This is a genomic window from Mycolicibacterium obuense, from assembly GCF_055397605.1.
In genome coordinates this window covers 585092-597300 of sequence record NZ_AP043663.1, presented here as the reverse complement: position 1 = coordinate 597300, position 12209 = coordinate 585092, and the positions used below count along the sequence as shown (strand labels likewise).

10 protein-coding genes are annotated in these 12209 nt (G+C 68.2%); 5 read left to right on the top strand and 5 right to left on the bottom strand.

Features of this window, described 5'->3' with window-relative positions:
* Window positions 1–8: 8 nt before the first annotated feature.
* Window positions 9–1298, top strand: a complete 1290-nt coding sequence (locus ACZ50N_RS02780; RefSeq protein ID WP_048423471.1) for a uracil-xanthine permease family protein — start codon at window positions 9–11, stop codon at window positions 1296–1298.
* Here ACZ50N_RS02780 and ACZ50N_RS02775 read toward each other — a convergent pair.
* The gene (locus ACZ50N_RS02775; RefSeq protein WP_048423561.1) at window positions 1240–2415 is read right to left on the bottom strand and encodes an acyl-CoA dehydrogenase family protein; all 1176 of its coding nucleotides are present in this window, start codon (window positions 2413–2415) and stop codon (window positions 1240–1242) included. The genes ACZ50N_RS02780 and ACZ50N_RS02775 overlap by 59 nt on opposite strands.
* 36 nt (window positions 2416–2451) lie before the next feature.
* Between ACZ50N_RS02775 and ACZ50N_RS02770 the strand changes: the two genes are divergently transcribed.
* Together ACZ50N_RS02770 and ACZ50N_RS02765 are read left to right on the top strand one after the other, a co-directional pair.
* Window positions 2452–3681: an NAD(P)/FAD-dependent oxidoreductase gene (locus tag ACZ50N_RS02770; protein WP_464474575.1), complete on the top strand. Its 1230-nt coding sequence runs from the start codon at window positions 2452–2454 to the stop codon at window positions 3679–3681.
* Window positions 3678–4025 (top strand): cupin domain-containing protein, encoded by a 348-nt coding sequence (locus tag ACZ50N_RS02765; protein ID WP_133412981.1) that lies wholly within the window; start codon window positions 3678–3680, stop codon window positions 4023–4025. Before ACZ50N_RS02770 ends, ACZ50N_RS02765 begins: the two co-directional genes overlap by 4 nt.
* On the opposite strand, the gene ACZ50N_RS02760 is transcribed toward ACZ50N_RS02765, so the two are convergent.
* Together ACZ50N_RS02760 and ACZ50N_RS02755 are read right to left on the bottom strand one after the other, a co-directional pair.
* Window positions 4010–6007, bottom strand: coding sequence for an acetate--CoA ligase family protein (locus ACZ50N_RS02760; RefSeq protein WP_464474574.1), 1998 nt, complete (start codon window positions 6005–6007; stop codon window positions 4010–4012). The two genes, ACZ50N_RS02765 and ACZ50N_RS02760, sit on opposite strands and share 16 nt — an antisense overlap.
* Window positions 6004–7632, bottom strand: coding sequence for a phytoene desaturase family protein (locus ACZ50N_RS02755; RefSeq protein ID WP_464474573.1), 1629 nt, complete (start codon window positions 7630–7632; stop codon window positions 6004–6006). The genes ACZ50N_RS02760 and ACZ50N_RS02755 overlap by 4 nt, the downstream gene beginning before the upstream one ends.
* Window positions 7633–7733: 101 nt before the next feature.
* On the opposite strand from ACZ50N_RS02755, the gene ACZ50N_RS02750 reads away from it, so the two are divergent.
* Window positions 7734–8360 (top strand): TetR/AcrR family transcriptional regulator, encoded by a 627-nt coding sequence (locus ACZ50N_RS02750; RefSeq protein WP_464474572.1) that lies wholly within the window; start codon window positions 7734–7736, stop codon window positions 8358–8360.
* Here ACZ50N_RS02750 and ACZ50N_RS02745 read toward each other — a convergent pair.
* Window positions 8347–9483: an ABC transporter ATP-binding protein gene (locus tag ACZ50N_RS02745; RefSeq protein ID WP_464474571.1), complete on the bottom strand. Its 1137-nt coding sequence runs from the start codon at window positions 9481–9483 to the stop codon at window positions 8347–8349. The two genes, ACZ50N_RS02750 and ACZ50N_RS02745, sit on opposite strands and share 14 nt — an antisense overlap.
* 13 nt (window positions 9484–9496) lie before the next feature.
* The gene (locus tag ACZ50N_RS02740) at window positions 9497–10870 is read right to left on the bottom strand and encodes an aspartate aminotransferase family protein (RefSeq protein WP_464474570.1); all 1374 of its coding nucleotides are present in this window, start codon (window positions 10868–10870) and stop codon (window positions 9497–9499) included.
* Window positions 10871–10971: 101 nt separating this feature from the next.
* Here ACZ50N_RS02740 and ACZ50N_RS02735 point away from each other — a divergent pair, with 101 nt between their 5' ends.
* The gene (locus ACZ50N_RS02735; RefSeq protein ID WP_464474569.1) at window positions 10972–12201 is read left to right on the top strand and encodes a polyamine ABC transporter substrate-binding protein; all 1230 of its coding nucleotides are present in this window, start codon (window positions 10972–10974) and stop codon (window positions 12199–12201) included.
* The last annotated feature ends 8 nt before the right edge of the window (window positions 12202–12209 follow it).

Here is a 12209-nt window from a genome sequence, read left to right as displayed (position 1 = left end):
TCTCGGGAATGCCGGTCGCCTGGAAGCGTGTCGATTCGAAAGCCGACCCGACGTTCGTCGTCGCGCCCGACGAGCGGCTGAGCTGGCCCCGCACGATCGGTCTTGGCGCACAGCACGTCGTCGCGATGTTCGGCGCGACGTTCCTGGTGCCGGTGCTGACCGGTTTCCCGCCGGCCACCACGCTGCTGTTCTCCGGTGTCGGCACGGTGCTGTTCCTGCTGATCACCGGCAATCGGTTGCCCAGCTATCTGGGATCGAGCTTCTCGGTGATCGCGCCCATCACCGCGGCGGTGGCCTCCGACGGCGCGGGCGGCGCGCTGGGCGGCATCATCGCCGTCGGCGTGCTGCTGATGATCGTCGGCGCCGTCGTGCACGTCGCGGGCACCCGCTGGATCGACCTGACGCTGCCTCCCGTGGTCACGGGCGCGATCGTCGCACTGATCGGGCTGAACCTGGCGCCGGTGGCCAAGTCGAACTTCGAGAAGGGCCCCGTCCTGGGGATCGTCACGCTGGTCCTGTTGGTCGCGGTGCTCGCGTTCTTCCGCGGCATGATCGGCCGGCTCGCGATCTTCCTCGCGGTCGCAGCGGGATACGTGCTCGCGCTGATCCTCGGGCAGATCGACACCTCGGGCATCGCGGCGGCGCCCTGGATCGGGCTGCCGCAGTTCCAGACTCCGACGTTCTCGCTGTCGGTGCTGCCGCTGTTCCTCCCGGCGGTGGTCGCGCTTATCGCCGAGAACATCGGCCACGTCAAGTCCGTGGGACAGATGACGCAACGCGACATGGACCCGCTGATGGGCCGGGCGCTGGCCGCCGACGGGGTCGCCACGACGCTCGCCGGTTTCGGCGGCGGGTCGGCGACCACGACCTACGCGGAGAACATCGGCGTGATGGCCGCGACCCGGGTCTACTCGACCGCGCCGTACTGGATCGCCGCGGGCGTGGCGATCCTGCTCTCGTTGTGTCCCAAGGTCGGAGCGGCGATCTCGGCGGTCCCCGCCGGGGTGCTCGGCGGTGCGACCGTGGTGCTCTACGGCCTGGTCGGCATTCTCGGCGTGCGGATCTGGCTGACCAATCACGTGGACTTCTCGCTACCGGTCAACCAGATGACCGCGGCCATCCCGCTGATCATCGGCATCGCCGACTTCACCTGGACCCTGGGCGATCTGCAGTTCACCGGGATCGCTCTGGGGTCGATCGCCGCGCTGATCGTCTACCACGGCATGCGGTTGCTCGGCCTCAGGTCGGATCGAGCAGCGCGGCCGGACCACGATTCATCAGCTGACGCGCCACGATGATGCGCTGAATCTCGCTGGCGCCCTCCCATATTCGCTCGACCCGCAGCTCACGGAACAACCGCTCGGCGACGTTCTCCCGCATGTATCCGCGCCCACCGAAGATCTGCACCGCCCGGTCGGCGGCCCGGCCCGCCATCTCCGAGCAGTACAGCTTGGTCATCGACGCCTGCCCGTGCAGTGTCTTGCGGTCGTGACCGGAGTCGATCGCACGGGCCACTTCGTAGAGCATCGTGCGGGCGGCGAACAACTCGGTGGCGCTGTCGGCCAACATGCCGGCAACCAGCTGGTGCTCACCGAGCGGCCGGCCCGCGACCATCCGCTCGCGGGCGAACGCGCTGACCTCGTCGAGTAGGCGCTGCGCCGCACCCACGCATCGTGCGGCCACCATCATCCGTTCGAATCGGAACCAGTCCTGGGTGAACGTCATCGGCCCGCCCTCGACGCCCACGAGATTGTCCACCGGCACCCGCACGTCGCGGAAGGCGACGATCGGGTGTTCGTCCGCGATGTTGTGCGAATACTTCGGTGAGCGAACGACTTCCATCCCCGGCCAGGGCACGTCGACGACCAGCAGCACATGGTCTCCGGCATGTGGCCCGTCGGACAGCACCGCCTCGACGAAGACGTAGTCGGCGAGGTTGTACGAGGTGACGTGCCACTTGATCCCGTCGATGACGTACTCGTCGCCGTCGCGGCGCGCCGTGGTCTGCAGCGCCGAGGTGTCCGACCCCGCGAACTCCTCGGTGATCGCGTACGCCTCGTGCATCTCCCCGCGCACCGTCGGCAGCAGCCAGCGCTGCAACTGGTGATCGGTCGCCACCTCCGGCCACCACTGCGGCGGGGTCGCCATCACCCAGCCCAGGCCGTTGGTCACCCGGCCGCACTGCTCCTGGACCAGGATCTGCTGCAGGGCAGTACACCCTCCGCCCCCGAGCGCGGTGGGCATGTTGGTCGCGTAGAGGCCCTCGGCGAGGGCGCGGGCGCGGTGCTCGGCGGTGACCTCCTTGGGCAGCACACCTCCGGCCAGCTCGGCCTCCACCTCAAGGGGCATCAGGGATTCCACGAACTCGCGGGCGGTGTCGCGGATGCGCAGATCCTCGTCGGTCAACCCGTACATCCGGTCCACCTCTCCTCTTGACTGAGCGTTCAGTCTATGTCAGCGTTCCTGGGTATGACCAGCATCCGCAGCGCCGATGTCGTGGTAGTGGGCGGCGGTACCGTCGGGGCATGGACGGCGGTGCTGCTCGCCGAGAATCGCAGCGCCGACGTGGTGTTGGTGGAGTCGCGGACACTGGGTGACGGCGCGAGCAGTCGCGCGGCCGGAATGGTGCGCGCCCAAGGCGGCACCGAGACCGCCATCCGTCTGGGGCTGCACAGCCAGCAGTTCTACGTCGAGAGCGGGGATCGTTTCCCACTGGACTGCGGGTTCGTGCGGCAGGGCTACCTGATGCCGTGTTTCAGCGACGCCGACGTCGCGGCCGCGCACGACCGGATCGCGCTGCAACGCTCCCTCGGACTCGAGGTCCAGTGGCTCTCCAGCGACGACATCGACTCCCGCAGAACGGGTCTCGCACCGGGAGTGACCAGGGGCGCGTCGTACGCTCCGGGGGACGGCTACATCGACGCGCCGCGCAACGTGCTCGCGTACACGGCCGCGCTGGCGACAGCCGGTGTCGACGTCCGAGAGCGCTGCGCGTTCACCGGTTTGCGAACCTCCGGCGGCCGGGTCGTCGGAGTGGACACCTCGGACGGTCCGATCGATGCCGAGCGGGTGGTGTTGACCGGTGGCCCCCAACTGGCCGAGGTCGGCGCCAGGGCCGGAGGCCGGATTCCTGCGGGCGGGACGCGACACCAGGTGGTGGTCACCGAGCCGCTGCGCGAACTCGACGTCACCGAGCTGCCGATGGTGTTCGATGTCACCTCCGGCATCTACTGGCGGCCCGGCGAGGCCGGCGGCCTGCTGTGGGGAATGAGCAATCCCGACGAAGCACCAGGTGAGGCAATCGATTTCGACAATGCGTACTACCACACCGCGCTCGCACGCATCGAGACGCTGCTGCCAGCGGTGGTCGGGCTCGGCCTGCGACGCACCTGGGCCGCGACGATCGACTACACCCCCGATCACCTGCCGATCCTCGGGCCGCTGCTCACCGACGAGGGGCCGGTGGAGGGAACGGTCGTCGCCAGTGCCGCAGGCCACGGCATGATGTGGGGCCCCGCCGTCGCCCAGGTCGCCGCCGACCTCGTCAGATCCGGGCATTGCGACTGGCTGGACCTGACCGACCTCGGGCTCGATCGCTTCGACGCCGAGGGCCGCAGTCGTGTTGCACCCGAACCGATCTCACTCCCCTTCCCGGAAACCACGGAGGCACTGACCCGATGACGAACGCCATTCTCACCGCACTACTGCCCGGAGCCGATACCGCCGATCTCGAGGACTGGGGTCCGCTGGACGAGGCTACCGACGGCCCCATGGCGGTGCACGGCGTCGAAGTATGGGCCGACGGCGACCGGTCCGCAGGCATCTGGCAGTGCAGCCCGGGCCCCTCGTTCTGGCGTCAGGACGAGAACGAGATGATCTACGTGCTGTCGGGCCGGATGACCGTGACGCCGGAGGGCGGCGAGCCCGTCGACCTCGGGGCCGGGGATATCGCCGTGTTCCCGGTCGGCTGGACCGGGACGTGGGTCATCCACGAGACCCTCCGCAAGGTCTACGTGCTTTTCTGAACGGTGAGTACGTCCACCGCGACTGCGCCGGCCGGTGACACGATCACCGGGTTCGCCTCCACCGCGTCGTAGCGATCCGCGAGATCGACCGCCATCTGCCCGACGGCCACGATCACATCGACCAGGGACTCCACATCGACTGCAGGCCCGCCCCGCCACCCGTCGAACAGCGGCCGAATGCGCAATGTAGCCAACATGTCTCGGGCCCGGTCGCGGGTCAGCGGCGGGCAGGCGATCGCCCTGTCCGCGAGCAGCTCGATCAACATCCCGCCCGCGGCGACCACGACCAGCGGGCCGAAGGCCGCATCGCACACATATCCCACCGACACTTCGACGCCCGGTGATGCCATCGCCGAGACGGTCACCACCGGCCCCAACTGCGCCACGTCGCGGTAGGCCTGACGCAGCTCGTCCTCGTCGCCGATACCGAGCCGCACGCCGCCCACATCGCTCTTGTGTTCCGCCGCAGTCGTTTTCAGTGCCACCGGGTAGCCGACCTGCGCGGCCGCGGCGCACACGGCATTCAGGTCCGCAGCGGTGCGGGTCGGCACCACCGGGATGCCGTAGTGGGCCAGGAGGTCGAATCCCGTCGCCGTCGTCGGACCCGGCCCGACGGTCAGACTTGTCTCGACGGGCGCGGGCCAGGTCGCCAGGTGTCCCATCGCCGCCAGACCGCTGCGCACACCCTCCAGGACCGCGACGCCGTGATCGCGCAACCGTTGCGCCGTCGGCCGGTCGATCGCCGAGGGCACCGAGGTGAGGACGGCCAGCGGCGCGTCGGTCTGCTTCGCCACGTCGACGACGGCGTCGGCGTAGGCGGTGTCTCCGTCGAATTCCGTGACGAGATCAACTGCCAGAGCCGTCACGCAGACCGTCGGGTCGTCGGCCATTGCGTGCAGGCAGGCGCCGAACAGATTGCGGGTGTCCGCCCCCGTCCCCCACACGTCGAGCGGGTTCGTCGGATGCAGCCCGTCGTCGAGCACGTCGGCGACCGCGGCCACGGTGGCCGGAGTCAGCGCTGCGAAGTCCACTCCGAGCTCGTGGGCGATATCGACGGTGAGCGCACGCTCCGCGCCCGAATCGTGCACGGTCGCCACGGCGCTCCCCCGCCCACGCCGACCGGTCGCGAACAACTCGATGGTGTCGACGAACTCGGCCATGTCGGTCACGTGGACGGCGCCCGTCGCGGTACAGAACGCGCGCCAGGCATCGCTACCGCCGGCCAGTGCGCCGGAGTGGGCAGCGACCATCGCGCGGCCTCGCGGCGAGCCGCCGATCGCCAACACGATCACGGGTATGCCGGCATCGGCCGCACGCACCAGCGCCGCGCGCAATCGCGGCACCGCGCGGGGCGTCTCCATCAGCAGCGCGATCACCCGGGTGCCGTCATCGGAGAGCGCATGGTCGAGGTAATCGGCGGTGTCGGTGACCAGTTCCTGCCCCGACGACACCGCGAGCCGAAACCCGAAGCCGCGGTTGGCCCGCAGGAGCGTCGAGAACGCCGATCCCGAATGCGTGACGAGGCTGATGGGGCCGGCCGGCAGCGGGTCGGGCTCCAGATAACCCAGTGCCCGAACCCCCGCGGCGACGTTGACGAAGCCCATACATCCCGCGCCGCACACTGCCATTCCTGCCGACGCGGCCACCGCGCGCACGTCGTCGCGGAGGCCATGAGCGGCGCCGAACAGGACGGCCGACCGCGCGCCCGCGGCAGCGGCAGCGCGCAATTGATCCAGCAGCGCGGCGTCGGGCACCCCCAGCAGTGCGAGGTCGACGGGCTCGTCGAGATCTGCCAGGGACGGGGCACAGATGCGATCACCGATCCGGTCGTAGCGCGGATTGACCAGGTGCACTCGAGCGCTGCCCCGCACCGCCTCGATCACCATCCGGGCGCCGAAGCTGTCGGGACGCGGGCTCGCCCCGACGACCGCGATGGACCGCGCCCCCAGCATCGTGGCGACCGCGGCAGCCCGCGCGCTCATCGCGTACGCCGCAAACGCTTCTTCTTCTTCTGATCTGCCAGCGCCGCCCGCGCCGCCTGCCATCCGGGTATCCCGCAGACTCCGCCGCCCGCGTGGGTTCCGGAGCTGCCGTTGTACAGCCCGGCGATCGGCGTTCGGTAGTCGGCGTATCCGGGTGCAGGCCGCATGTGGAACAGCTGCTCGAGCGAGAGCTCGCCGTGGAAGATGTTCCCGCCGAGCAGACCGTACTCCTGCTCCATCTCATGAGGTCCGACGATGTCGCGGTGCAGGATCGAGGCTTTGAAGCCGGGCGCGACCTGGTCGTACAGGTCGATCAACCGGTCGGCGTAGGCATCGAGTTCCTCGGTGTGCGGGGCATCCGCCCACGCCGCCGGGACCCACTGCGTGAACAGCGACATGACGTGTGTGCCATCGGGATTGAGGGTGGTGTCCAACGTCGTCGGGATCACCCCGTCGCTGAACGGCATCAGCGCCGGCCGACCTGCGCGGGCGTCCTGGAACGCCGCCTCGATGTACTCCATCGTCGGGGCCATCTCCACCGAACCGGTGTGATGCTCGGCAAGACCACTGCTCGGGTCGGCCGTGAAGTTCGGCAGCTCGCCCAGCGCGAGATTGATCTTCACCACGCCGCTGCGCGTCTTGAACCGCTCGATGTCGGTGACGAAGTCCTCCGGCAGCTCGGTGCGCGGAACATGCTCGAGGAAAGCGGTTTTCGGATGCAACGTGGTGACCACCAGCGGTGCGGTGATCTCCTCGCCGGTGTCGAGGACTGCACCGCGCACCTCGCCGCCGCGAACGAGTAGCCGAGCCACCCGGGCGTGGGTCCGGATCTCGGCGCCGAAGCTGCGCGCCGACTTCGCAATCGCCTCGGACACGCCGCCCATACCGCCCTCGGGGTATCCCCAGCTGCCGAGCTGGCCGTCGCCCACGTCACCGATCGAATGGTGGGCCATCACGTAGGCGGTGCCGGGTTCGTAGGGTCCCGCCCACGTCCCGATCACGCCGTTGACGGCGAGTGCTCCCTTGATCTGCGGGGATTCGAACCAGTCGTCGAGCAGGTCGGCGATGCTCATGGTCAGCAGCCGGGTGACGTCAGCGGTGGTGCGTACCGAGATTCCGCGCTGACTCCACGCCAGCTTCGCGAGCTCCAGCAGGTCTGCGGGCCGGTGCGACCCGATGGTCGGTGGCACCTGCAGGAGCAGAGGCCCCATCACGTCGGCGACACCCTCGAGCCAGGCATTCCATTTCGGCCAGGTCTGCGCGTCCTTCTTCGACCATTTCGCCAGCTGCTCGTAGGTGCGTGCCGGGTCGTCCTCGTAGATCGTCAGCGATCCGCCTTCGGGGAATGCCTGGTAGTAGGGGCCCATCGGGTGCACCTTGTAGCCGTGCCGCTCCAGGTCCAGCTCCCGCACGATCGTCGGGGGCATCAGGCTCACCACGTAGGACAGCCGGGTCACCCGCAGATGCGGGGCGTCCTCCCAGGGCGCTTCCGTCGTGGCCGCACCGCCGAGTGATCCGCGCGATTCGAGGACCAGGGTGCGAGCGCCCGACCGCGCGAGGTAGGCGGCCGACACCAGGCCGTTGTGACCGCCGCCGATCACCAGAGCGTCATAGTTGTTGGACATCGAAGGCCTCTCCCAAGGGGTCCTGACTGACTGTTCAATCTAACGAAGTGTTAGGCTTCGGACAAGGGGCAACGCGGCCCCACGATGGGAGGAGCGCCACCATGGCTGAACCCGCCCCGGCGACCGAGCAGAACGAGGGCCGCCGGATCGAAATGCTGCGCGCCGCAGCGGAGCTCATCTGCGAGCGCGGTTTCGGCGACACCAGGATCGCCGACGTGGCCAAGCGTGCCGGGGTCAGCTCGGCTCTGGTGATCTACTACTTCGGCACTCGGGATCGATTGCTCGTCGATGCGCTGCGCCACTCCGAGGAGTCCTTCTACGAGGCGGCCGAGAAGATGCTCGCCGAGGTGCCGTCACTGCAGGAGCGGCTGTCTCTGCTGATCCGGTGGACCTGCATCCCCCGGGGTGACGACGAAATCCCCGGGGCGTGGGGGTTGTGGTTCGACCTGTGGGCGCAAGCGTTCCGACACAACGAGATCAAGGCGGGACGGGTCGAACTGGACGCCCGCTGGCGCGCGATGATCGTCGACGCCGTCCGTTCGGGAGCCGATCAGGCCAACGTCGACCCGCGGATGTTCGCCCTCGAGTTCGCGGCCCTCCTCGACGGGCTGTCCATCCAAGTGGCGCTGGAGGATCCGGAGGTCGACTCCGACGTGGCCTACGACATCGCGATGCGCTTCGCCGAGCGCGAGCTCAACCTGCCCGCCTCGGCCGCTAAGCGGAACTGAGTGCGGTCACCGGATCGGTGACGAGCGCCGCGGTGCTGCGCTGGAGTACTCGAACCGCGTCAGGAGTGCACAGGCACACGACCTGCGCGCCGGGGTGATGGGTCACCGAGGTCGGGCCTGATCTGTTGGGTACCTCGACGACGAGATCTTTCGCTGCACCGACGTCCACATGCACGTGGGTGCAGTTGCCCAGGTACACGACGTGGGTGACGGTCCCGGAGATGCGGTTCATCCCGCTTTCGACTGCACTTCCACTGTCCTGCAGCGTGATCCGTTCCGGTCGGATCACGATCGCGGCCGCTCCCGGCTCGGGCGTGCCGTTGACCTCGGCCGTCATCTGCGTTCCGAGCGCGCGACAGGTGACCGACGCACCCACCACGTCGACCACCTCCGCGTCGAAGATGTTGGCGGCGCCGAGGAAGCCCGCGACGAACGTCGTTGCCGGCGACGAGTAGATCTCCTGGGGCTCGCCGACCTGTTCGATCCTGCCTTCAGCCAGCACCGCGATCTGATCGCTCATGGTGAGCGCTTCCTCCTGATCGTGGGTGACGTAGACGAAGGTGATGCCGATCTCGCGCTGCAGAGCGCGCAGCTCGAGCTGTAACTGCTTGCGCAGCTTGGCATCCAGCGCGCCGAGCGGCTCGTCCAAGAGAAGGACCCGCGGTCGCAGCACCAGAGCACGCGCCAGCGCGATCCGCTGCTGCTGCCCGCCGGAGAGTTGAGCGGGCTTGCGCCGGGCGTAGGAGGTCATCTGCACCAGCTCCAACGCGTCACCGACGCGTTGGCGCGTCTCCTCCCGGGAGACCTTCTGGTACTTCAATCCGAAGGCGACGTTGTCCCATACGGACATGAACGGGAACAACGCGTAGGTCTGGAACACGGTGTTGACCGGACGGCGGTGCGGTGGATCTGCCGCGACGTCGCGTCCGTCGAGTTCGATGCGTCCCGAGTCCGGTCGTTCGAACCCTGCGATCATGCGCAGCGTCGTCGTCTTCCCACACCCCGACGGCCCCAGCAGCGAGAAGAACTGCCCGGCAGGGATATCGAGGTCGATGCCGTTGACGGCCGGCATCCCGGCGAACGACTTGACCAGCGCCTCGAGCCGGATCGCGCCGCCGGCCATCAGACCGACACCGTCAGCGTGATCCCGCGACCGCGGTCGCGAACGCCGAGAAGTTGCGGGCGAACCTGTCGACATCGTCGTGCGTGTGCTGAACCGACAACAGCCATTGCTCCACCTTCCCCCATGGTGGGAGGAACACGCCACCGTTGTGCTGCATGAGCCAGTGCAGGTGGCCCAGTCTGGCGTCGATCTCGAGGAAGTCGCGGAACTCCCGGACCGGCTCGCCGCGGAACGTCACGCACCCCTTGGCGCCGACCGACACGACGTGCCAATCGAATCCCTGGTCGGCGATGACCTCCTCGAGTGCGGTGCGCAATCGCGCCGACAGGGAGTCCAGGTGACGGTAACTGGCCGTGGTGAGCACGTCGGACAGCGTCGCCCGGGTGGCGGCCATCGCCAGCGGATTGCCGTTGAACGTGCCCACCTGCTCGTAGCGGCCGTCCGCGATCGCCGACATCACCGCCTCGGTACCGCCGATCGCGGCGACGGCGATGCCGCCACCGAGCGCCTTGGCCAGGCAGACGAGGTCCGGTGTGACACCGCTGCGCGCGGTGATTCCACCCGGCCCCGTGGTGAATCCGGTCTTCACCTCGTCGTAGATGAGCAGCGCGCCCTCGTCGTGTATCAGCTGCCGCACCGCGGCGAGGTAACCGTCGTCGGGCGGGATGATCCCGGCGTTCATCATCACCGGTTCGACGATCATCGCGGCGACCCGGCCGGGATGGGCGGTGAGCGCCCGCGAGACTGCCTCGACGTCGTTGAACGGCACGACGACGACGAGATCGCGGATGGCGCGGGGAATGCCGGTGTTACCGGGCACCGGGGTGGGTGTCTCCCGCGGTCCGATCTCGTCGGCCTCGGGCAGCACCGACACCTGCACCGAGTCGTGGTGGCCGTGATAGCAGCCCTCGACTTTGATGATCAGGTCGCGTCCGGTCACCGAGCGAGCGAGGTGCACCGCGTCCATCGTGGCCTCGGTGCCGGAGTTGGCGTAGCGCCACAGCGGCAACCCGAAGCGGCGGGCCAGCTCGGCGGCGATCCAGATCGCGTCCTCGGTCGGCTGGGCGAAGTGGGTGCCACGGCGCACCCGATCGCCGACCGCGGCCACGATGGCCGGGTGCGCGTGCCCGGCGATGGCGGCGCCGTAACCACCATGCATGTCCACGTATTCGTTGCCGTCGACGTCGTAGACCTTGGACCCGAACCCGTGGCTCATCCACACCGCCTGCGGCTCTGCGATCTGCCAGTTCGAGGTCGCACCACCGGCCAGGTGCGCTGCGGCGATGTCGATGAGTTCGGCGCTGCGCGGCTGCCGCCGCAGGAAGATCTGCTCCTGCTCGGCGATCAGGGAGTCGAGGGCACCGACGGGATGGGGACGAGACGTCACCGTTGCAGCCACCGCGAACCTCCGGTCTATCGGTTGACTGAGCATTCAGTCTATGCGAGAGTCCTAGCAGCGACAAGGCGCAGAATCAATCGGGAGGCGCGATGCCAGAGCCCACCACCCGGCGTCAATTCCTGACGCGCGCAGCGCTTCTCGCCGCAGGCGCCCCTGCACTCGGCGCCGTCCTGGCCGCATGCGGCGGGGGGTCCGACAACCAGGGCGCCACCCCCACGCTCAAACTCGCGTCACCCGCCAACCCGGTCACCTGGGACATCCCCGCCGACAACACCCCCATCGCCGACGGCTTGGCCCCCGAGAAGGGCACGCTCAAGCTCTACACCTACGCCGATTACGTGAGCCCGGACGCGGTCAAGTCGTTCGAGCAGAAATACGGCGTGACAGTGGAGATCTCGACGTTCAACGACGGCGGCGAGGCGCTGACCAAGCTCCGCAGCGGCGTGGACTTCGACATCTACAACGCGAACTACACCGAGATCAGCAGGCTGGTCAACGGCGGGCTGCTACGGCCGCTGAACCACTCCTACATCCCGAACATCACCAATGTCTGGCCGAGCTTCACCAATCCCTGGTACGACCAGCAGTGGCGCTACAGCGTGCCCTACACGATCTACACCACCGGCATCGGCTGGCGTACCGATCAGGTGCCTACGGACATCGGCGCGCTCGGCAACCCCTACGACGCCTTCTGGAACCCGACCTTCAAGGGCAAGACCGCCGTGCTGGACGACTGGCACACGACCATGGCAATGGTGCTGTTGCGCAACGGGATCACTGATGTCAACACGTCCTCGCAAAGTGACCTGAAGATGGTCGGCGATCAACTCGGCCAACTCGTGTCGGCCACCTCACCGAAGGTCACGATCACCGCATACAACGATCTGCCCGCCGGCCAACTGGGTCTGGCCCAGATGTGGTCCGGTGACATCATCAACGCGCAGTCCTATCTGCCCGAGGGCACCGGACCCGAGATATTGCGCTACTGGTTTCCCACTGACGGCAAGGGCATGGTCGACAACGACATGCTCGTCACCCTCAAGGGCGGCAAGAACCCGGTACTGGCACACCTGTTCCTCGACCACATGCTCGATCCGGCGGTGGCGATGCAGAACTTCCAGGCCATCGGCTATCAACCGCCGCAGAACTCGATCAAACCCGACGCGCTGGTGGCCGACGGTTTCATCCCGCCGAACCTCTCGACGGCGATCGTCAAGCCGGAGTGGTTCGACGCCGGCTACCGCATCCTCGAGCTCGATCCGGCCAACGACGCCGCCTGGCAGAACATCTGGCGCACCTTCAAAGCCGGCGGGTCGTAGGCTCATCC

Bases quoted from the DNA above. Each gene is read 5' to 3' on its own strand.
- ACZ50N_RS02780 (WP_048423471.1), top strand. From the start codon at position 9: ATGCCGGTCGCCTGGAAGCGTGTCGATTCGAAAGCCGACCCGACGTTC.
- ACZ50N_RS02775 (WP_048423561.1), bottom strand. From the start codon at position 2,415: ATGTACGGGTTGACCGACGAGGATCTGCGCATCCGCGACACCGCCCGC.
- ACZ50N_RS02770 (WP_464474575.1), top strand. From the start codon at position 2,452: ATGTCAGCGTTCCTGGGTATGACCAGCATCCGCAGCGCCGATGTCGTG.
- ACZ50N_RS02765 (WP_133412981.1), top strand. From the start codon at position 3,678: ATGACGAACGCCATTCTCACCGCACTACTGCCCGGAGCCGATACCGCC.
- ACZ50N_RS02760 (WP_464474574.1), bottom strand. From the start codon at position 6,007: ATGAGCGCGCGGGCTGCCGCGGTCGCCACGATGCTGGGGGCGCGGTCC.
- ACZ50N_RS02755 (WP_464474573.1), bottom strand. From the start codon at position 7,632: ATGTCCAACAACTATGACGCTCTGGTGATCGGCGGCGGTCACAACGGC.
- ACZ50N_RS02750 (WP_464474572.1), top strand. From the start codon at position 7,734: ATGGCTGAACCCGCCCCGGCGACCGAGCAGAACGAGGGCCGCCGGATC.
- ACZ50N_RS02745 (WP_464474571.1), bottom strand. From the start codon at position 9,483: ATGGCCGGCGGCGCGATCCGGCTCGAGGCGCTGGTCAAGTCGTTCGCC.
- ACZ50N_RS02735 (WP_464474569.1), top strand. From the start codon at position 10,972: ATGCCAGAGCCCACCACCCGGCGTCAATTCCTGACGCGCGCAGCGCTT.